The sequence below is a fragment of the Alteromonas sp. W364 genome (assembly GCF_031846205.1).
Taxonomy (GTDB): domain Bacteria; phylum Pseudomonadota; class Gammaproteobacteria; order Enterobacterales; family Alteromonadaceae; genus Glaciecola; species Glaciecola blandensis.
Window position 1 is genome coordinate 150,010 of record NZ_JAVRID010000003.1, and the last position, 19,267, is coordinate 169,276.

General features: G+C 43.3%; 19 protein-coding genes. 7 read left to right on the plus strand and 12 right to left on the minus strand.

The window, feature by feature from the left end; genetic code table 11:
* Positions 1-96: 96 nt before the first annotated feature.
* From nagA to RM556_RS06035, 7 genes are all read right to left on the minus strand, one after another.
* Entirely contained in the window at positions 97-1,245 is a 1,149-nt protein-coding gene (gene nagA / locus RM556_RS06005) for an N-acetylglucosamine-6-phosphate deacetylase (protein ID WP_311374130.1), read from the minus strand.
* 180 nt (positions 1,246-1,425) lie between these two features.
* Complete coding sequence (locus RM556_RS06010) at positions 1,426-3,243, minus strand: ferrous iron transporter B (protein WP_311360929.1); 1,818 nt, start codon at positions 3,241-3,243, stop codon at positions 1,426-1,428.
* Position 3,244: 1 nt separating this feature from the next.
* Positions 3,245-3,475, minus strand: coding sequence for a FeoA family protein (locus RM556_RS06015; protein ID WP_311360928.1), 231 nt, complete (start codon positions 3,473-3,475; stop codon positions 3,245-3,247).
* A 202-nt stretch (positions 3,476-3,677) separates the two neighbouring features.
* Positions 3,678-4,124, minus strand: coding sequence for a DUF2141 domain-containing protein (locus tag RM556_RS06020; protein ID WP_311360927.1), 447 nt, complete (start codon positions 4,122-4,124; stop codon positions 3,678-3,680).
* A 108-nt stretch (positions 4,125-4,232) separates the two neighbouring features.
* A complete protein-coding gene (locus RM556_RS06025; protein WP_311360926.1) occupies positions 4,233-4,784 on the minus strand; it encodes a TonB family protein in 552 nt (183 codons plus the stop codon).
* Positions 4,785-4,939: 155 nt separating this feature from the next.
* Positions 4,940-5,566: a hypothetical protein gene (locus RM556_RS06030; protein WP_311360925.1), complete on the minus strand. Its 627-nt coding sequence runs from the start codon at positions 5,564-5,566 to the stop codon at positions 4,940-4,942.
* Positions 5,567-5,641: 75 nt separating this feature from the next.
* Positions 5,642-6,190, minus strand: a complete 549-nt coding sequence (locus RM556_RS06035; RefSeq protein WP_311360924.1) for a TetR/AcrR family transcriptional regulator — start codon at positions 6,188-6,190, stop codon at positions 5,642-5,644.
* Positions 6,191-6,282: 92 nt separating this feature from the next.
* Between RM556_RS06035 and RM556_RS06040 the strand changes: the two genes are divergently transcribed.
* Complete coding sequence (locus tag RM556_RS06040; protein ID WP_311360923.1) at positions 6,283-7,494, plus strand: FAD-dependent oxidoreductase; 1,212 nt, start codon at positions 6,283-6,285, stop codon at positions 7,492-7,494.
* 18 nt (positions 7,495-7,512) lie between these two features.
* Here RM556_RS06040 and RM556_RS06045 read toward each other — a convergent pair whose 3' ends face one another.
* Positions 7,513-9,309: a sodium:proton antiporter gene (locus tag RM556_RS06045; protein WP_311360922.1), complete on the minus strand. Its 1,797-nt coding sequence runs from the start codon at positions 9,307-9,309 to the stop codon at positions 7,513-7,515.
* 84 nt (positions 9,310-9,393) lie between these two features.
* Positions 9,394-9,828: a thioredoxin TrxC gene (gene trxC / locus RM556_RS06050; RefSeq protein ID WP_311360921.1), complete on the minus strand. Its 435-nt coding sequence runs from the start codon at positions 9,826-9,828 to the stop codon at positions 9,394-9,396.
* A gap of 162 nt (positions 9,829-9,990) precedes the next feature.
* Here trxC and RM556_RS06055 point away from each other — a divergent pair, with 162 nt between their 5' ends.
* From RM556_RS06055 to RM556_RS06065, 3 genes are all read left to right on the plus strand, one after another.
* A complete protein-coding gene (locus RM556_RS06055) occupies positions 9,991-10,707 on the plus strand; it encodes a hypothetical protein (protein ID WP_311360920.1) in 717 nt (238 codons plus the stop codon).
* Between the two features lie 143 nt (positions 10,708-10,850).
* Positions 10,851-11,519 carry a glutathione S-transferase gene (locus RM556_RS06060; protein ID WP_311374131.1) on the plus strand — a complete coding sequence of 223 codons (669 nt, stop codon included), beginning with the start codon at positions 10,851-10,853 and terminating at the stop codon, positions 11,517-11,519.
* Between the two features lie 173 nt (positions 11,520-11,692).
* Positions 11,693-12,709, plus strand: a complete 1,017-nt coding sequence (locus RM556_RS06065; RefSeq protein WP_311374132.1) for a serine hydrolase domain-containing protein — start codon at positions 11,693-11,695, stop codon at positions 12,707-12,709.
* A 3-nt stretch (positions 12,710-12,712) separates the two neighbouring features.
* Here RM556_RS06065 and RM556_RS06070 read toward each other — a convergent pair whose 3' ends face one another.
* Positions 12,713-13,189 carry a DUF4174 domain-containing protein gene (locus tag RM556_RS06070; protein WP_311374133.1) on the minus strand — a complete coding sequence of 159 codons (477 nt, stop codon included), beginning with the start codon at positions 13,187-13,189 and terminating at the stop codon, positions 12,713-12,715.
* An 87-nt stretch (positions 13,190-13,276) separates the two neighbouring features.
* On the opposite strand from RM556_RS06070, the gene RM556_RS06075 reads away from it, so the two are divergent.
* The 3 genes from RM556_RS06075 to RM556_RS06085 all read left to right on the plus strand — a co-directional run bounded on the left by RM556_RS06075 (position 13,277) and on the right by RM556_RS06085 (position 17,190).
* Positions 13,277-15,412, plus strand: a complete 2,136-nt coding sequence (locus RM556_RS06075) for a protein-disulfide reductase DsbD domain-containing protein (RefSeq protein WP_311374134.1) — start codon at positions 13,277-13,279, stop codon at positions 15,410-15,412.
* On the plus strand, positions 15,402-16,007 hold the full coding sequence (locus tag RM556_RS06080) for a redoxin domain-containing protein (protein ID WP_311360915.1): 606 nt from the start codon (positions 15,402-15,404) through the stop codon (positions 16,005-16,007). The genes RM556_RS06075 and RM556_RS06080 overlap by 11 nt, the downstream gene beginning before the upstream one ends.
* A gap of 265 nt (positions 16,008-16,272) precedes the next feature.
* Positions 16,273-17,190: a DUF2167 domain-containing protein gene (locus tag RM556_RS06085; RefSeq protein ID WP_311360914.1), complete on the plus strand. Its 918-nt coding sequence runs from the start codon at positions 16,273-16,275 to the stop codon at positions 17,188-17,190.
* Here the strand turns inward: RM556_RS06085 and RM556_RS06090 are convergent.
* Both RM556_RS06090 and RM556_RS06095 read right to left on the minus strand, forming a co-directional pair.
* Positions 17,187-18,335, minus strand: coding sequence for a DNA alkylation repair protein (locus tag RM556_RS06090; RefSeq protein ID WP_311360913.1), 1,149 nt, complete (start codon positions 18,333-18,335; stop codon positions 17,187-17,189). The genes RM556_RS06085 and RM556_RS06090 overlap by 4 nt on opposite strands.
* 28 nt (positions 18,336-18,363) lie before the next feature.
* On the minus strand, positions 18,364-19,233 hold the full coding sequence (locus RM556_RS06095; RefSeq protein WP_311360912.1) for a crotonase/enoyl-CoA hydratase family protein: 870 nt from the start codon (positions 19,231-19,233) through the stop codon (positions 18,364-18,366).
* Between the last annotated feature and the right edge of the window lie 34 nt (positions 19,234-19,267).

A 19,267-nucleotide genomic window follows, 5' to 3' on the forward strand; every position in this document is an offset into this window, starting at 1 on the left:
AAGCAATGAGAAAACGCACCATCACGGAACAAAAGTGCATCAAAAGTAAGCGTGCCTGACGATAGTCATCATAGAGTCGTATTTTAGAATGCTTTATTAAGCTTGTAATTCACCAGCCACTTGCTTGCCTTCAATCCAACTTGCTACACAAGACAGGTTATTATCGAGCAAAACGAAATCTGCGTTTTTGCCCACTGCAATTTCGCCTCTGTCATCAAAGCCAAGAAAGCGCGCTGGTGTATGACTGGCCATATTTAAAATTGATGGTAAGTCCTGACTAACGTGTGCAAACATATTGCGTACTGCGGAGGCCATATCCAAGCATGAGCCAGCAATGCTGCCGTCTTCCAGTGTCAGTTTGTCACCATGACGAGTGATTGTAGAATCGAGCCACGGTAAGATATCTATGTCAGAGCCAACTTGCGCCATAGCATCAGTGACTAACATTAAACGCTCAGCACCGATGGTATGCAGTGCCAGTTTGCAATTGTAGGGGTGGACGTGGTGCATATCGACAATCAAACCAGACACCACTCGCTCATCCAGCAGTGCAGCTGCAATTAAGCCAGGCTCTCTTGCTGTTAAACCAGACATCGCATTATAAAGGTGGGTAAAGCCTGTCGCACCTGCTTCAATAGCCGAAATAGCTTGTTCAAGACTTGCCGCAGAATGCCCGAGTGACACAATCACACCTTCGGATACTAGCTCTCTAATTTGGTCACAGGTGACATTCTCTGCAGCCACGGTCAAGATAACTTTCCCTATATCTTTGCGGGTGACTATCGTCATTTCGGTATCTGATAAGGGGCGTACTTGTTGACCTGAATGGATGCCTCGCTTTGCGACACTCAGATGAGGCCCTTCAAAATGAATCCCAGCAATCCCTTTGATACCCTGCCGAATTGCTTGCGCTATAGAATCTGCTGCTTGCTGCATAGTCTGGGTGCTATCGGTGATCAAGGTTGGTAGCATGCTTGTTGTACCAAACTGAGAATGCCCGTTCATCATGGTTTCGAGCGCCTGCACACTTTGCTCATGATTAAACAATACGCCGCCGCCACCGTTTACTTGAGTGTCAATGAACCCTGGACTCACCAGCCCAGCAAGTTCAATATCATATGCGTTGCTATCTGGCGGCGCATTTAAGTGCTTTATCGCTGAAATGACGCCATCGTCAACGGACAGAAGCATATGCGTTTGCAACTTCCCGTCGTACAACAATTTATGTGCATAATAACTGATCATATTATTCTTACTGCCCCTTTAAGATAATAGCCATACTCAGTTCCATTGGCGATCACGACATCGTTGAGCCCAGCTTACGAGTAAAATGAACAAAAAATACCTGCAATAAAATAAATAAGTTTGATTCGCGTCATTCCGTTAACGTAGCTGTGTATTCGAATACTGGACGATCTTTGAACACTATGCAATCAATGTATAAACAGTCCAAGATACCGCATAGGCAAGCAGACCATAAGCAACAAACACACCCCAAGCATAACGGTTTTTGCCCGTTTCGGCTTTGAGCGTCGCGACCGTTGCGACGCATTGCAGAGCAATCACATAAAATGCCATTAGTGCGATCCCTGAGGCAAGGGTAAGACCATCAGCTTGCAAGTTTGCCGCTAAGCCAGCTATGTTTTCATCCGCATTTTCAATGCTGAACATCGTTCCAAGTACACCTACGAACACCTCTCTAGCCAAAAAAGAGACCAAAATCGCTACCGCATAGCGCCAATCAATACCAAGAGGCTCGAAGATAGGCTCAACAAATTGACCGATTGTCGCTAGGTAGGAGTTTTGTAAATCGCCATTATTTGGAAAGTAACCGAGAACCCAAATCACCAGAGAGACAACAAAAATAATTGGCGCAGCACGTTTGATGAACTGTACACCACTGTTCAGCACCCTATAAAACAGAGGCTGCCAGTGCGGCAAACGGTAGGAAGGCAATTCTAGAATAAATGGCATATCGGTGTGTTGCTCAGACGTCGCAGTCATTTTATTTAAGACAGCGCTAACAACGAGCGCTGTCAAAATACCGAAAAAGTACAACACGAAAAACATTGCACCCTGCAAGTTAACCCAACCACCTAAATATTGAACATCCGGCACAAGAACCGCAATCAATAGTGCATAGACGGGTAATCGTGCTGAACATGACATTAGTGGTACGGTCATCATTGTTACAAAACGTTTGCGTGGAGATTCAATGGTTCGAGCAGCCAAAATAGCAGGAATAGCGCACGCATGCCCTGATAAATAGGGAATAAAGCTGCGGCCTGATAAGCCAAACAAACTCAAGGGCTTGTGGCATATCAAGGCTGCTCGAGCTAAATACCCACTATCTTCCAACAAACCAATTATCAGCGTGAGTACCATAATTTGTGGCACAAATACTAAAAATGCACCTAAGCCACCGAAAATGGCATCGACGACAAAATCATTGGCGACCCCCTCTCCGATAAAGCGAGTAAATAATCCTGCAAGCGCGCCGATTCCGGCCTCGGTTGCATCCATCAGAGGCGCGGCCCAGGTGAAAATACTCTGGAACAAAAAGAACATGATGACTAGAAAGGTGATTCCGCCAAAAACAGAGTTAAGCAACAAGCTGTCAATCTTGTTTTGTCTTTTTAAAACAATATCACTTTGTATCGCAAACTCTGACGCTAAGGTTTTACTGGCTTGCATCGCATTCAGCTGCTTGATTTCAGTCTCTTTCACCAAATAGTCTTGCGGTGTTGATGCAATTTTTGTTAGACCATGTTGTAACTCAGAAATACCTATCAGCGTTCTAGCTGAAATCGCAAACACTGGACTGCCAAGCTTCTCACTGAGCTTTTCTGTATCGATGAAGTGGTTAAAGCGTATGAGTTCGTCAATCATATTCAATGTGAAAACGACTGCTTTGTTATTCGCCTTGGCAATTGCCTGTACCTGCAAGGCAAACACCAAGGAGCGCTCCATACGCGTAGCATCAAGGTTACACAAAATCACTGATGTTTCTGGCGCTGCCATTGCTAACTGGAGTTGATCAATGGCAATAGATTCGTCTTTTGATAAAGACTTTAAAGAGTATGTCCCAGGGAAATCAACCACCTCAAAGTCGTCGAAGCGACCTGTTTTAAGCTCAACAGTCACACCTGGAAAATTAGCTACTTTTTGCTTGAGGCCTGTGAGTTGATTGAAAAGTAGACTTTTGCCGGAATTCGGTTTGCCGACGAGAATGATTTTTTGCATCTTATAACGCGCTTACTTGCACATGACTTGCAATACTTTGCTCCAATGAGTAAACACAATCGCCTAATTGTACGACCGTAGGCCCGTTAAATGCTGTACGCTTGATACACGTCACAAGCTCGCCTTCGGCAAAGCCCATTTCGTGCAATCGCATGGCAACATCTTCTTGCAAGCTTGCACTGAGCAATTTAATCGCGGCAGATTTTTTAGCGGGGATGTCCCAAACGGTCATTCAAGTCTCACTTCAGTTACTGTTTTTAAACGAACCACCCTCTAATGGGAATAGTTCTTATTTACATTTAAGTTTATAGCAAAACAAAAAAATGTCCAGACAGAAGCTTGATACAGCTCAATAAAAGTATTCAACAGTATTAATTGAAACGAAAAAAGGTAGCGAGTATGCACTCGCTACCTGTTATTTAAAAAGTGATTTATTAAAGGTTGACTGGCTTACGCACGATCACGTCGATACTGGCAAACTCTCTGACCTCAAATGAAGCAGCGTCGAATGGTGGTAGACCATACATGCCAACATTGTTACTGAAGCCATAGCCATCTTGCGGTAAACCCATCGCATTGATATCCATTTGACCATTACTGTTTAAGTCATGGATAAGCATTAATGCGTAAGTGCCATCAGCAAGACCGTCAAAGTTAAGAGTGACGGTATCAGCATCGGCCTCCACAGTAGCGTATTTCAAAGGTTGTGTTTTGTTGGTGTAAGCTTCTTCTGAGTCATAGATTGCCACCATAAGCTGACCAACTGGACGCTCAATGTCGATAAAGTTAACTTCTAGCTCACTAGCTTGAACTGTTGTTGCGCCAAAAATAAGAGTTGAAGCTAAAAGAGTTGTTTGTAAAAGAGTATTTAAAGTTTTCATTTGTCGTTTCCTGTTGTTAGTTGACAGGATTAGAATATCGCGACGACAAATTTGGTGAATGTGCCAGAGGTACTTTTCTTTTTTTATGACTTTTGGGCTATTGGCGATCTACTGAAATTTCTGCTCGAAGGTCATCGCTCGATTAACCCTGCTTTTTTGTTGTTGAGTATTACCAATGTCTGCAGGATTAATTGAACGGTGCACTGCCGCGATGACGTCATCGCCGTCACAGTAGGACTGTTGTTTGACTAAGCAAGCTTCAGTGCTCACATCTTTGCAGAATTCGAATCGAGTTTGCTTTGGCGTATCCGTCTCAACAAACGCTCCATCAACCTTTGAAAAATCCCATTTTTCGATTGCTCTTTTGGCCGCCTGAGCGAAGCCTTTATCAGTTGCTTTGACAACGCGAACATCTTTAACTTCATTTGATGGTGTTACAATATACTTCACGGTTGCACATCCAGATGTACTATTGCTCGATGCTCTGCTTGGATAGCGAAGTGTGTCTCGCTCTACTGAAGCCCAAGCATCAGGCTTATTCTGTGTAGGAATTGAATTTTCATGATATGAAGAATCCGCAGATTCATAGGCAGCTAAAGACTGTGTTGCTATTAAGGTTGATGCACATCCTAGTGCAAAAATGACGGCTAAATTTTTCACTTTAAATTCCTTGTGAATTGATTAAATAATAAACGATCCTTCGTTAGACAATAGTGCAACAACCCTTGGCTGTCAATGTTGGTTGTCAAAAAGTAAAAGGGCTCAGAAGCTTAAGTTATCTAGCTTTTGAGCCTGGATTGCGACTTAGTAAGGCTTTAAAATTTCGTGTCGAAGGTAATGCCGAATACATTTGATAGACCATCTCCACCAAGGTACTGACGCGCGCTCAAACCAACAGAAAAGCTTTCCATGTGATATCCGAGCTTTCCACCGATGAAGAAACCACCATCAATATCGATATCTTCAGTACTGCAATCTGAGCAATTCGCAATCGAGCGTTCAGAGCCGAACACTCCCGTTAAACCGCCTTGCAGAATAGCTGATGCACGGTCGTTCTCGCCAAATTTCCACTCATATCCAGAAGCCAGTGTAAAACCGATGGCCGATGCATCCGATGATTCAACAGAAACGTCGCCATCATTTAGTAAGCCGTCGCCAACGACGAGTTGGCTAAACTCTTCGTTATCATCATAGAGAATAAAATCTAAGCTAGCCGAAGTGATAAAAGAAGATGAGCGATAATTAACTCCTAAACCGATTAATAACGCTTTGTCTTCGATACCCTCTTGAAGCGCTGTATCAGAGTCGAAACTTACTGATGAAAACTCAGCACCATAGCTCCAACCGTTTGGAGAGTATAAGTGGGTAGTATTTTCATTTTGAGCAAAAGACGGGGCACTAAACATGGCAAATATAGCTGCCGCTAAAACTGCTTTACGCATGGTAAAACTTCCTTGTGGTAAATTGTTGAATGGTTTTTGAGATGAATTCTCTACACAGATTCAATAGATTCAGGTTTATATAAATTCAGGCCCAATGAACTCAGTAACTGCGCCAAAAGCGTCATTGCTTTTTAGGACGTTACTTACCATCATTGAACCTTCTAGTAATGATAGAATAAACAGCGCTTTATTTCGAGCAATTGTTTCCGTAGAACTCACACTCAACTTAACAGCTTCTTGAAGCCACTCGAGATTCTTTTCAAAGAAGATTTTTGTATTCAGCTTTACTTTTTCAGGCAGTGCATCTGACTCAGCGCCAAATAGACCACAAAGACACATTAGTTGGTCTTTTTCCAAGGCATGCCTGAAAACCCGAATGTATTCCGCTATCGGTTTTTTACCTTGTTTCAATAAATCGCTTGGTGAACCAAGTGCAATAAAGAAATTCTCCGTATAACGCTTCGCTAGTTCAGCACCAAGGTCTTCTTTAGTCGGAAAGTGGTAGTGAACGCTTGCACTTTTAATACCAACCTCTGCCGCCAATTCTCGAAAGCTAAAATTACTGTAGCCACCGATCCTTGCCTTCGTTTCTGCTGCGTTTAATAGTGCTTCTCTTTTGTTCATCAGTGCTTACCTTTCATTTAGTACATACTTGCTATGGCTCACAGGCAAGTTTACACTAGTTTACCTATCAGTAGATATAGAATTAAAAAGCCATGCATACGCAAGCGTCGAAGAAAACAATAGGAAACAAAAATAAACAAGCAAACGTTGCCATTATTGGTGCGGGCCTAGCCGGTTTGTATAGTGCTTATTTGTTGGCGCAACGGAATATATCTGTTGATGTGTATGAAGCTAAGACAAGTCTGGGCGGCAGAATAATGGGCGTAGAAACACAGGCGTCTGACTACCTGCTTGATATGGGCCCTTCGTGGATTTTTCCTCATCAATCTCAGATACAAACACTTGTCGCAGAATTAGGCTTGACACTGAAAAACCAATTCGCCGAGGGTGATGCATTGTTTCAGCAACATCCCAGCGTGCCAGTTCGACAAATTAGCGGCGTTGCGCCACCTGATATGTATCAAATCGTGGGTGGTACTTATTCTCTGATTGACGCATTAATAAAAGCGATTCAAAAACAACAAGTGGGCGATTGCCAAATAAACTTAGCGAATAACAGCAAAGTAGTAAACTGCAAAGCTACCGATAATGAAAAGGTAGGAGGGGCAGGTTGGGAACTGACGATTGAAAAGACATCTAGCGGCCAAAAGACTAAAGCGATATCTGAGTACAAGCAGGTAATTTTTGCTGCGCCACCGCGAATTATTGCGCCAATAGTCAGCAGTTTTTTGGATAAAACCAAAGCCGACGGCCACAGTACTTTCGATGGTTTAGAGCAGACCCTTCGCAAAACACCGACATGGATGGCAGCTCAGGCGAAGTTCGCTTGTGAGTTTGTTAGCGCTTCTTGGCGAAAACGAAAGCTATCCGGCCAAGCTTTCAGCCAAGCTGGTCCATTGGTTGAAATTCATGATGCCGGACATGATGCAAGCTCAGATGAGGCTCCATCAGTGCACGCCCTGTTTGGCTTTGTTGGCCTACCTGCAAAGCAAAGGCTAGGCTTGAGTGAGCAGCAAATTGTTGATGCTTGCCAAGCTCAAATGATAAAGATTTTCGATATCGATAAAAGTGAGTGTATACAATTTCATTACCAAGACTGGGCTAAAGATGAATGGGTAGCCACTGCAGCAGATCAAGCTGAAGCATCTCAACACCCGAATATTGATTTGAGTAAATGGCAAGATCAACTCGATGCCATAAATCTATACTTTGCGTGCAGTGAGTTTTCGCCTATCGACGCGGGTTATATGGAGGGTGCGATTGTTGCGAGCCAGCGTGCTATCGCAGCACTCGTGACTCGCTAAGATAAGTCGCCTTAGGCGCTATGATGTTGGCTTTTCTGCCAATATAAGACTAATGATCTTCCATCCCGGCTTAGGTTTGATTTCACTTGATGTCGTATAAATCTGAAGTCGTCCTTCTGTATCGATAGCGCATAGCGGTAAGCAGCGCTCTTTGTACTGTTCCTTGTATGCCTCAAAACTGAAGCTTTCAGTGATACCGGTTGTTTTAATTTGAGCACCTTTCGCTGTGTAGCCAGCTAAACGTCCGTAAGTGAGGTCGTCCGCAAAAAGACCCAGTTTTTTATTATACGACTCTGAAACTTGATGACTCGGTCGCTGTTGCGATTCATTATTACTTAAACCAAGCACCGAGCCTTTGCCCATCTCATGCTCGAAGTGATACGTCACCAATGGGTTTAACTGACGATAAGGTGACATGACTAACACTTTACCAAAGCCGTTAAGATCTAACATTCGAGATGCGTGTTCCGACATAGGGTTGCCAAAATAGGTGGGTACGCCATCCATTCTGGCTAATTTAATGGTTTCCCAGTTGGTATCTGCCAGACAAACGGTAATATTATGAGTCATTAATTCTTGCGCAAACATACGACTGAACTGAGCCCCACCAAAAATCAGATAACCATTAGGTGCCGGTGCTCGAATTCCTAAGTACTGTGCTAATTTAGCGCTGCTTAGACTTTGCGCAACTACCGTGGTGATGATAATTAAAAAGACCATAGGCACAAGCATTTCAGCTTGCGCAAATTCCAGTGATTCTAATTTTAAGGAGAACAGTGCAGACACGGCAGCGGCAACAATCCCTCTCGGTGCAATCCAACTCAGAAGAGCCAGTTCACGCCAGTTTAACCCCGTGCCGAATGAGGATAAGAATACGCCTAAAGGGCGAGCTATAAACATAACGGCCAGCAGAACGAAAATAGCGCCCCACCCTACATTCATGATGGCATTTAGCTCAATTCTAGACGCCAGCAGAATAAACAAACCTGAAATTAATAAGACACTCAATGTCTCTTTAAACTCCAGAATATCGTCGACATCTACGTCTTTCATATTCGCCATCCACATACCCATAATCGTCACGGTCAATAAACCTGATTCATGAGCCATGACATTTGAAATAGCAAAGGCACCTAGCATGATAGTGAGCACTGCAGTATTAGTAAGATAGTGAGGTATCCAATGGTTGCGAAGGGCTAAACCAAGGAAATACCCTGCCGCAATCCCAATACCAAAACCAATAGATACGGTTAAACCAAAGGCATAAATGGTGTGGGAAACAGCATCTTGCGCTGACACAATATATTCAAAAACCAGCACCGCAAGAAGTGCGCCTATTGGGTCGATGACGATCCCTTCCCACCTAAGAATATTTGAAATCTTAGCGCTAGGACGAACAGTGCGTAACATCGGCACAATCACGGTCGGCCCAGTAACAGTTACAATGGCGCCGAGCAAAAAGGACATTTCCCACGACATGCCAAGGGCGAAGTGAGCGACCGGCGATACCACCACAAAAGTCACCAGAGTGCCCACCGTGCACAAGTTTCGGACCATAGAACCATGACCGCTGAGGTCGCTAGTTTTGAGCGTTAACGCACCTTCAAAAAGAATAATAGCTACCGACAAGGAAACGATGGGAAACAGTAGGTCTCCAAACAAGCTATCTGCATTAATAACGCCAGTAACAGGACCCGCAACAATACCCACAATTAATAAAGGTAAAATGGCAGGAACACGAATTTTAAAGGCAAAATATTGGCAAGCAATAGAGAGCAAACCAACAATAACGAGCGGGATGAGCGGGTCGTCCAAAACACCTAACCTTTTAGAAAATTTGAGATTAATGCGCTAGTTATAACTCAATATCAACAAGTAGTCTTGTATTTGTTAGCTAAGTTACTCGCCCAACTTAGAAATGCTTTGCATAATCCATTGCTTCAACTGCATCTCACCAAGGCCACCAGAAATACGGTCTATCTCGCGCCCCTTATGAAAGAATATCAGAGTAGGAATAGATCGGATGACTGCATCAGCAGAAACCGAGGGTGCGTTTTCAGTATTCACTTTTGCGAACAAAATACTGTCAGATTCCGAAGCAACTTTTTCAAATGTTGGCGCCATCGCTTTACAGGGGCCGCACCAGCTTGCCCAAAAATCAACAATAACAGGTAAATCATTCTTTTCGATATAACGATAGAAAGTATTATCGTTAAGATCAATCGGACTATTTGAATAGATAGGTTCCTGACATTTACCGCACTTCGCAGCGCTAATATCTTTATCATCTGGACTTCGATTAATTGCGCCGCAATGGCTGCAAACTAAATGCATACGCCTCTCCTTAAACATCTTTATGTAAATCAGGTTTAACTAACAAGACCGGGTTAATAGCCAAAAAACATTCAAATACATACCTTAGTTAGTTTTAAATGCTTGCTTGGCTGATTTAATTTTGCTTATGATATCGCAAATTGTCGGAGTAACTTAGTACAAATGAATCTCAAAACCACACTTCTATTAGGCGCACTTTCTGCTGCTCCGGTCTTAGCACAAGAGTCTGAGGTCGACTTTATGGTCGAGTTAATGAAAAGCAATGGTACGCTAGTAGATTCGGCGAGTTGTCTTGGGATTAGCGCAGATAAGTTCGAAACGGCGATTAGGATCGTTATGCCAGAATGCTTAAAGAAACATGGATTCGACAATGAAGAGACCATGGAGTTTTGCATGATGGAGGGACTAAGCCAGAAAACCGGTGTAAATAAGAGAAAACTCGACCACTGTGCTGATGAGTCAGACAGACAAGTCGAAATGGCAAGCCAAGATGAAATGGAAACGGCTATGGATGCAATGCGTCGCTCAAGCGAAAGTACGCTAGACCTTATTACGCTTCCTATTTATCCTCAGAGTAAAGTCATGATGCACATGACCACTGGGATTATCATGCCGACTTTGGAAGGAAAAGTACAAGCGTTGCCCGCAGCCACCTTTGAAAGTGACGATGAGCCAGACAAAGTGCTCGCATTCTACCAAACGAAATTACCTGACTATAAAGTGAAGAAGTTAGTTCAAGGCGAAATTTTGCTGATGCCAACTTTCCCTGAAAGCTTCAACTTAATGGAAGACTATCACTTTTATATGACTACCGAACACGTGATGATCCGTAAGCACTCAGGCAAGACCATGATCGAAATTGCCTACAAACCAAAGTAGTGGCTGGAAGTTTCAGTATAAAGCCATACTCTTAGCGTAAATAATAGACGTCTATCACTCAATGAATGTTGCAAAGTTGTTACTTTGTAGCACAATTCTAAAACACGAGTGAACTTGAAATAACTACTGCTTAGGAGCGCATCATGCTGAAACTCTATGGATTCGACGTTAGCAATTATCACAATATGCTGAAATTGGCGATGGCCTTAAAAGGCATCGATTATGAACAAGTCACCACATATCCAAACCAAAGCCCCGAATATCTGAGTATATGCCCAACCGGTAAAGTGCCGGCACTGCAAACTAGTCAGGGCGTATTGATTGAAACGAATGTCATCATGGAGTTCTTGGATGAGCTTAGCGACACACAGCCTCTCTATCCAACAGATAGCTATGAAAAAGCCAGAGTGAAAGAACTCGTCAAAATGGTTGAACTTTACATCGAGTTACCTGCTAGACGTTGCCACACAGAGGCTTTCTGGGGTGTACCAGTGCATGAAAATACAAAAAAAGAAGTTAAACGCGCTTTGTACAATGGCATGCAATCGCTTGCTAGAGCTGCATCCTTCAAGCCCTATTTAGCTGGCGATACCTTGAGTGCTGCTGACATCTTCTTCCTTTACTCAGTTGATTTAGCATCGTCGGTGGCCAAGAAACTATTCGACATTGATTTACTGGCGGAAGCACCTGGTGCAAAGGAACTTATGGTAAAACTAAATGCCCTTCCAGAAGTACAAAAGATAGCAGAAGAACGGAAAGCAGCCACGCCTGCATTTCATGCATATCTGGAAAAAGCGTTCGCACAGAAATAGCGAGCGCCATTCCTGCTGTTATCGTCATTCCTGCTGTTATCGTCATTCCTGCTGTTATCGTCATTCCTGCGAAGGCAGGAATCCCAATCAGCAACATGCAATTACACATTTTTGATTGTTCTTTTTAGCAATACTGGCATCATGTTATCAAACGAAAGAAAAGACCAATCTTCATGAAAAAATGGCAAAAGATAGCGCTAAAGGTCGTATTGGCGCTTTCTATCACTACAACTAGCATCTATATTTTCGCTCCTTGGGAATATGGTCTTTACTATGTCAAACCAGTACCCGAGACCATTGAAGAGGAAATACAATTAGCCACCGAGCATGGCTTGGATGGCATGATTGTGTATGTTGATGAAGGAAATAAAGAGCCTCGCACATATGCTAGCGGTTGGCACAACAGAGACCAAAAAATTCCGGCGTATGGCAACGCACTTTTTAAGATTGCGAGTATCGCTAAGCTATACGACGCAAGCGCGGTAGCTAAACTCGCAGCAGCCAATGTACTCGATTTAGAAAAGACTCTTGGAAGTTATCTGCCTGAGCTAAGTTCACGTATCGAGAACGCTGACCAAATTACCTTACGAATGATGGTGCAGCATCGCAGCGGCATTCCAAACTTCACTGATCAAGAAGGTTTTAATTGGGGATCGAATTCACTTGATGCTCTCGATTTAGTGCTAGACAAGCCAGCAGACTTTTTGCCCGGTGAAGACTATGCGTATTCCAACACTAATTACCTGCTACTAGAGAACATAATGAGCTCTGCATTGGGTTATGAGTATACCGACTATATTAGAAATGAAATTCTTCTACCCTTAGGGCTGCAAGATACCTATTTCTCTATCCACGACGTTCCGAAAAAAGAGCTAATGAGTGGCTATTACGTCGGCTCTGACGAGGATTTTAAACACTTGGACCAAGGATACGTTGCTAGTGCACAAAACGTCGGAGTATTTCTGAGAGCACTCAACGATGGGAGCTTGTTTACAGAAAAGGAAAACCAAATATATCGTGACTTGTACGAATATAATCATACGGGTTGGGTGCTGGGCTACTCCAGCATCGCGCGGTATCATAAAGACAGTGATACCGTCTTAATTCAGTTTACTAACACCACTGGCGACGATAGAATTTTACTGACCCAGATTGTGTACTCACGTCTTCTGAGCATACTACACAATTGACGTTTAACGCTCCCTTCGTCGCATGGGCATGCCATCGATATCGCGAAAGACTTCATTCAGTAAAAGCCCATCATAGCTGGCTTTACCACCACCGTCTAAACCAATCAAAATGGTATGATAATCTGCTAGCCGTACTTTAACATCTTGCACTATTGAGTCTTCCAACGCCCCAACAAACTGCCCGCCTGTCCACATGCGCACCTTGTTTGACTGCAAAATGAAGACGACAAGCTTGCGGTCTACTAAGGCTAGTTGTTTGGAGGCTAATTCGGTAAGTAGTTCGTCGGTCTGAGCATGGCTGTCACTGTTGACTATAAGAAGGCGATACTGCCATCTTAATTCATTCAATGATGAGAGTTCAGAGGTTCCGGTCTGACTTCGAGACTTCAACGCCTTGGTTTCAGGGCTAAACACTAAAACACTCAGCAAAACTGCTAAACAGGTAGCGCCACTGAAAATAGTAAATATTTTGTTTATCATGAAAAAAGGCCAAGTTGGTCTACTAGAATGTAATACATATTGCTGATTTTTACGTATATTGCAGCGTCTGGATTCAAAAGGAATGACATGAGTCTTAAAAAGTACTTAGGAATACACAGAATATTTCTGTTTTGTTGTTTTACATTTTTCACTTTTTGCAGCCAAGCGCAAGATGCTTCTGTCGAGAATACAGACGAGCAGCCATTGGCAGAATCAAGAGCAACAGGACCTCACATTCGCGTCGCTTTGTTAAGTGAAGACCAAGCGCTCGTGCCAAATACTCAGCAGTACTTGGCGATCGAAGTTCAACCGGACCCTGAGTGGCATACCTATTGGCTAAATCCTGGCGATAGCGGTGAGCCGCCTAAAGTGACTTGGTCTGAAAATACAGAAACACTCAGCTTTGGCGACATTCAATGGCCAACACCAAGCGCAATTCCTGTCGCGCATTTGGTCAATTATGGCTATAGCGGCCAACATTTACTGATCGTACCAATCAACAGCACAGACTCCTTGCGAGCGCACGACAGCGTCAAGATCAGCGCGGATCTCTCTTGGCTGGTTTGTAAAGAGGATTGCATTCCGGGTTGGGCAACATTGCACCTGCAATTGCCCGTTGACACTCAAACCAACAAGACACCTGACGCTCCACTTTTTGAAAAAACAAGGACCACACTCCCCTCCGAAATTGAACTAAGTAGTCACTATGAAATAAACGAAGACACTATTGCTATCAAGTTTTCACTCGCAGATATAAATAGCTTGAATACGCTAAACGACGCCCCTTGGGAAGTCTTTCCAGAGCGAAACGACCTTATTGATCATGCGGCACAACAGCAACAAATCGTGACCAACAATGCTGTCAGCGTGCTATTGAAGCGCTCCGCATACTTTGATCCATCAAGTATGACAGAGGAATCAAACACATTACGATTCTTAGTCAAGCAAGGTGAGAAAGCGTATTATCTGAACAGCGAGCCAAACACTCAGCTTAGTGAAGCTGCCACGCTAAGTGGTATTGCCTTATTGGGTATCTTAGGTTTCGCTTTTCTTGGTGGACTCATCCTAAATGTGATGCCCTGTGTGTTACCCATTTTGTCTATCAAAGCCCTAGTTATGCAACAAGAGCACACCGGCCTACTTCAAAAAAGTGCTTATTTCCTGGGTGTAGTCGTCAGTTTTAATGCCTTTGCTATTCTGATTATTTTACTCCAACAAGGCGGCGAGCAATTGGGTTGGGGCTTTCACATGCAATCACCCTTAGTAATATGGTTACTGGCCTTCTTGTTTACGTTTATTGCACTAGTACTGCTTGATCTTTTCACTATCGGTACCCGAATGGCTGGATTTGGTAATGGCCTGGTGGCAGGAAACAATGCTCAAAGTCATTTTTTCACTGGCGTGCTCGCCGTTATCGTCGCTTCCCCTTGCACTGCTCCTTTCATGGCAGCCGCGCTGGGCGTTGCACTGGTCAGTGAGCCTTATGTGACTGTGTTAATTTTCAATGCACTTGCTATCGGTTTCGCTTTGCCACTCACCTTGTTATTCGCGTCAGAAAGGTTACGCAACTACTTTCCAAAACCAGGCAATTGGATGGTCACGTTTAAGCATTTCTTGGCCTTCCCAATGTTTTTTACTGTTGCATGGTTAGCATGGGTCTTTGCCAGCCAACAAGGTACAGAAGCTCAGTTTATCTTGCTTCTATCACTCATTCTCTTTGCCCTATTTGCTTGGTTGATGACAAAAACTCGCCTGCCGTGGTTATATTGCGCATTAATGATATTGCTTGTTGCACTTCCACTGACACCGGCAAGCACCGTATTAACGGCCACAACAGCTAAAGTGACCGATGTACTGCCGCAAAACTCAATCGATTTCAACGCTGACACGCTAGAGCAACTTAAAGCTGAACAAAAAGTCGTACTAGTGAATATGACAGCCGATTGGTGTATTACCTGCAAAGTGAATGAACAAGTTGCACTGAACACCCAAGCGGTTAGCTCAGCATTGACAGAAGATAATGTCACTTACATGGTAGGTGATTGGACAAACAAGAATGATGAGATCCTAAACTATCTTAAACGCTATGAAAGAGCTGGCGTTCCATTGTATGTGGTCTATGCAGGAACAAATTCGTATACAGTTTTACCCCAAATGTTAAGCCCTGGTATCGTTGTAAATGCCCTTAAACAAGCCCAAGAGGAACTTTCAAATGTCTATTAAACGTATAATATCAATCGGATTAGCGCTGGTATTAAGTGCCAATGTCAATGCAGCGAAAATTGAAGATGCTGCGCCTACTTTTACGCTGCAAAATAGCCAAGGTGAGGCAGTTAGCCTATCAAACTACAAAGGTAAATATGTCATCCTAGAATGGACTAACCATCAATGTCCCTATGTTGTTAAACACTACGGCAGTGATAATATGCAATCACTACAGAAGAAATATACTGACGAAGATGTAGTTTGGTTATCCATTATCTCTTCAGCACCTGGCAAACAAGGCTATGTAAGCGCAGATGAGGCTAATCAGTTAAGCGCTGATAGAAATGCTGCCCCCACACATGTTCTTTTCGATCCAGAAGGTGATGTGGGTAAAATGTATGCCGCTAAAACGACACCGCATATGTATATCATCGATCCAGAAGGCGAGTTACGATATGCCGGCGCTATCGATAGTATTAAGTCGGCAAACCCCGCGGACATTCCCAAAGCAGTCAACTATGTCAATGCAAGTATGGACGCTCTAAACTCAGGAAAATCACCTGAAAAAATACTCACACCTCCATATGGTTGTTCAATTAAATACAAAAGCTAAATTAATACAAATACTAAAGCAAAGCATGCGGCTGCTCGATTGATGCAGCCGCACTTGCTATTGAAGACGCTGAAACCAAGAAAAACTCATCACAGCTGGGTATTGTCGAGATATTTCAAGCTGAACGATACAAAATTCATTCGATTGTTATTCACGCTATAAATCTCTGTACCCAAGTGCTACAGTAACCTTATTCGAAGTAGGGTTTTAATGTTAGTTAAGCACTGCATCGTTATTTAGGAAAATACAATACAAAGGAATGAACATGAGATACTTATCACTTACCTCACTGCTTGCGTGCGCCATGCTTTTTACAGTAGGCGTTAATGCACAAACAATTGATGATGCCCAAAGCCAGGCAGCAAGCGTCGACGAAGCGCAAGCCTTAATTGATTTTTGGCAGGCTATGGACCAAGCGCAAGGCACTATTAGAATAGACGCCGCGAATGTTGTGTTAGATGTGCCAGACAACTATATTTTTCTTAATGCCAAAGACGCAGAATCTGTTCTAGTGGATGCATGGGGAAACATGCCAGGTAGCAATGTACTAGGAATGTTGATGCCCGCTGGCGTGACGCCTTTTGATAGTAATGCTTGGGCCGTGACTATCGAATATCAAGAAGATGGCTACGTTTCAGATGAAGAAGCGGAAGAAATCGATTATTCAGAATTGCTTAGCGAGATGCAATCAGACACCTTAGAAGCGAGTAAAAACCGAGTTGAACAGGGTTATGAAACCATTGAATTAATAGGCTGGGCAAGTCAGCCATATTACGATAAGCAAGCTCACAAACTGCACTGGGCAAAAGAACTTAAGTTTGGCGGTTATGAGCAAAACACGCTCAACTACGATATTCGAGTGCTGGGACGCCGCGGAGTCCTCGTTTTAAGCTTTATCGCTGGCATGGAGCAAAAAGCAGAAATTGATGCCGTTTTACCAGAAGTGTTAGAAATTGCTAACTTTGAAACGGGTAATCAGTATGCTGATTTTAATTCCGATACAGACAACTATGCCGCGTATGGTTTGGGTGCATTGATAACAGGCAAAGTATTAGCTAAAACCGGCTTCCTAGCCATGCTGGTCATATTCTTGAAAAAGTTTGGTGTCTTCATCGTCATTGGCATCGGTGCTTTGCTCAAAGGTCTTTTCTCACGTAAAAGCAAACAGGAAAACAAGGACTAATTGGCAGCAGTAAGCTCAAAACTGATTTTACCTGCTGATACACCGTTTACCATCACTTCAATAAAGTGTTCACCCGGGTAATAAACTCGGGTGGTCACCGCTTTAAAACTGTGTGCTTTCGTGAAACTTAATGCTTCACCGTTTCTTTGGTTTAGGTTCTTCCATTTAAACACTTTAGGCATGGTCTTGCCGTTTGCTTTTCGATGATGAACAACATAATCAATCATGAGCTTTCTAGTGGTTTTCGCAGCTTTGATGCCTAACCTTGCAGCATTTAAGCTAAAAGTAAAAGTCACTTCCTCGCCCATTCTTACTTTACTCGTATCAATACTTATTGATGTATCTCGTGTATCAACGGGAGCAAAACCAAAGGCATTCATCACCTTTGTATGTCCTTGTTTTAATAAGGTACGACACGCATGTTTCACTAGTCTTGTTCGATTTGGATCGGCGTCAACCAACCACTTTTCAGCAATCTCCGCGACATAGTCTGGATGATCTTTTGCTATGTCATTGAGATTGTTGGCAACTGAACGCCTCACATACTCTTCTGGATCATCTTTCAGCAGTTCCAATATCCTCACAACAGGGCGTGGGTCTTTGATAAAGGACGGTAATTGCATTGCCCATGGCAAACGCGGGCGGCTACCTTCAGAGACGAGTCGGCGTACATGATAATTTTCATCACTCGTCCATTCTGTTAACTGCCTTAAACATGCTTCTTCATCATGAAGGAGAAAGTATCGAATACCAAATTCCGATGAAAAGCGTTTTGTTGCCTCTTTCAGTAAACGCATTGAATCGTCAAAGTGCTCAAGGCCATTTAACCCGACAAAACGATTAATTGGTAGAATCGACCAACCCGAGATACCAGCCCCAATAATACTATCTGTATTCTGGTTGAGAGAAACTGGCGACAAACTAGCTAGAATAATTTTAATCGCAAGCTTGTAGTCCAGTGGAAGATGGCTGCCCATGGCTTCACAAATCTGATCAGACCGCTGAAGTAACTCGAGAGAGTCAATACCTTTGGTAGCGGCAGCAATAAAACTATCCAATTGAAAATACTCATCGTGGGCAGCAAGGCACTCGCCCATGTGGCGAACTGAATCTAGATTAAATTTATTCTTGAACGCCTCAGGCATTTATTGTCCACTAAAAATTAGAGAATCCTTATTTAACATCCCACCAAGGATAAAAGCTAGGCATATCTGTAGACGATTTTGAAGTAAAACGAGGCTCTCGTTTCTCCAAAAAGGACTTCACACCTTCTTTTCCATCAGTTTGGCTTGCATAGAAAATGGCGAGTGAGTCAATATTATGAGCGTCTCTAGGGTGCGGCATTGCTGACAGTCGTTGCATCATCTGCCTTGCTAAAGTAATACTGACCTGTGATTTATTGGCAATTTTTTGGGCCAACTCGTATGCCGCGTCTAATAATTCATCTGATGCATGCACTGAGCGAACGAACCCAGTCGCTTTAGCAGTTTCCGCATCAAATATTTCACCTGTATAAACCCACTCAAGTGCCTGACTTATGCCAACGATACGAGGTAGAAACCAGCTTGAACATGCTTCAGGCGTGATACCAATTTTTTCAAACACAAAACCAATTTTTGCCTTTTCTGATGCCAAGCGTATATCCATTGCTGCAAGCATCGTTGCTCCCACACCCACTGCCGCGCCATTGATGGCCGCAATGACAGGTTTTTTACACTCAAATATGGCTAGATTGACCGTACCACCGGTATCAGAAACACCATCGAGTCTATCGCTTTGCTGCATATCGTCTAGCGAAGGTTGCTGGCTTTCATCCAGACCAAAAACATTCCCTTCTCGAGTAAGATCCATTCCGGCACAAAAAGCCCGTCCGTTTCCGGTTACCACAATGGCACTCACTTCATCGTCATCACTTGCTCGATTAAACGCATGAATCAGTTCATTCGCCATTTCAACCGTAAATGCATTCATTTGCTCTGGACGGTTTAGGCTAAGGGTTAATATTAAGTCTTTTACTGTGTATTCGATCGTATTGTATTGCATGGTTTGCCTCAATTATGGCTGAAATATTTACTAT

Bases quoted from the DNA above. Each gene is read 5' to 3' on its own strand.
- RM556_RS06030 (WP_311360925.1), bottom strand. From the start codon at position 5,566: ATGCGTAAAGCAGTTTTAGCGGCAGCTATATTTGCCATGTTTAGTGCC.
- RM556_RS06035 (WP_311360924.1), bottom strand. From the start codon at position 6,190: ATGAACAAAAGAGAAGCACTATTAAACGCAGCAGAAACGAAGGCAAGG.
- nagA (WP_311374130.1), bottom strand. From the start codon at position 1,245: ATGATCAGTTATTATGCACATAAATTGTTGTACGACGGGAAGTTGCAA.
- RM556_RS06085 (WP_311360914.1), top strand. From the start codon at position 16,273: ATGAGATACTTATCACTTACCTCACTGCTTGCGTGCGCCATGCTTTTT.
- RM556_RS06065 (WP_311374132.1), top strand. From the start codon at position 11,693: ATGAAAAAATGGCAAAAGATAGCGCTAAAGGTCGTATTGGCGCTTTCT.
- trxC (WP_311360921.1), bottom strand. From the start codon at position 9,828: ATGCATTTAGTTTGCAGCCATTGCGGCGCAATTAATCGAAGTCCAGAT.
- RM556_RS06075 (WP_311374134.1), top strand. From the start codon at position 13,277: ATGAGTCTTAAAAAGTACTTAGGAATACACAGAATATTTCTGTTTTGT.
- RM556_RS06055 (WP_311360920.1), top strand. From the start codon at position 9,991: ATGAATCTCAAAACCACACTTCTATTAGGCGCACTTTCTGCTGCTCCG.
- RM556_RS06020 (WP_311360927.1), bottom strand. From the start codon at position 4,124: ATGAAAACTTTAAATACTCTTTTACAAACAACTCTTTTAGCTTCAACT.
- RM556_RS06010 (WP_311360929.1), bottom strand. From the start codon at position 3,243: ATGCAAAAAATCATTCTCGTCGGCAAACCGAATTCCGGCAAAAGTCTA.
- RM556_RS06070 (WP_311374133.1), bottom strand. From the start codon at position 13,189: ATGATAAACAAAATATTTACTATTTTCAGTGGCGCTACCTGTTTAGCA.
- RM556_RS06090 (WP_311360913.1), bottom strand. From the start codon at position 18,335: ATGCCTGAGGCGTTCAAGAATAAATTTAATCTAGATTCAGTTCGCCAC.
- RM556_RS06015 (WP_311360928.1), bottom strand. From the start codon at position 3,475: ATGACCGTTTGGGACATCCCCGCTAAAAAATCTGCCGCGATTAAATTG.
- RM556_RS06040 (WP_311360923.1), top strand. From the start codon at position 6,283: ATGCATACGCAAGCGTCGAAGAAAACAATAGGAAACAAAAATAAACAA.
- RM556_RS06060 (WP_311374131.1), top strand. From the start codon at position 10,851: ATGCTGAAACTCTATGGATTCGACGTTAGCAATTATCACAATATGCTG.
- RM556_RS06095 (WP_311360912.1), bottom strand. From the start codon at position 19,233: ATGCAATACAATACGATCGAATACACAGTAAAAGACTTAATATTAACC.
- RM556_RS06080 (WP_311360915.1), top strand. From the start codon at position 15,402: ATGTCTATTAAACGTATAATATCAATCGGATTAGCGCTGGTATTAAGT.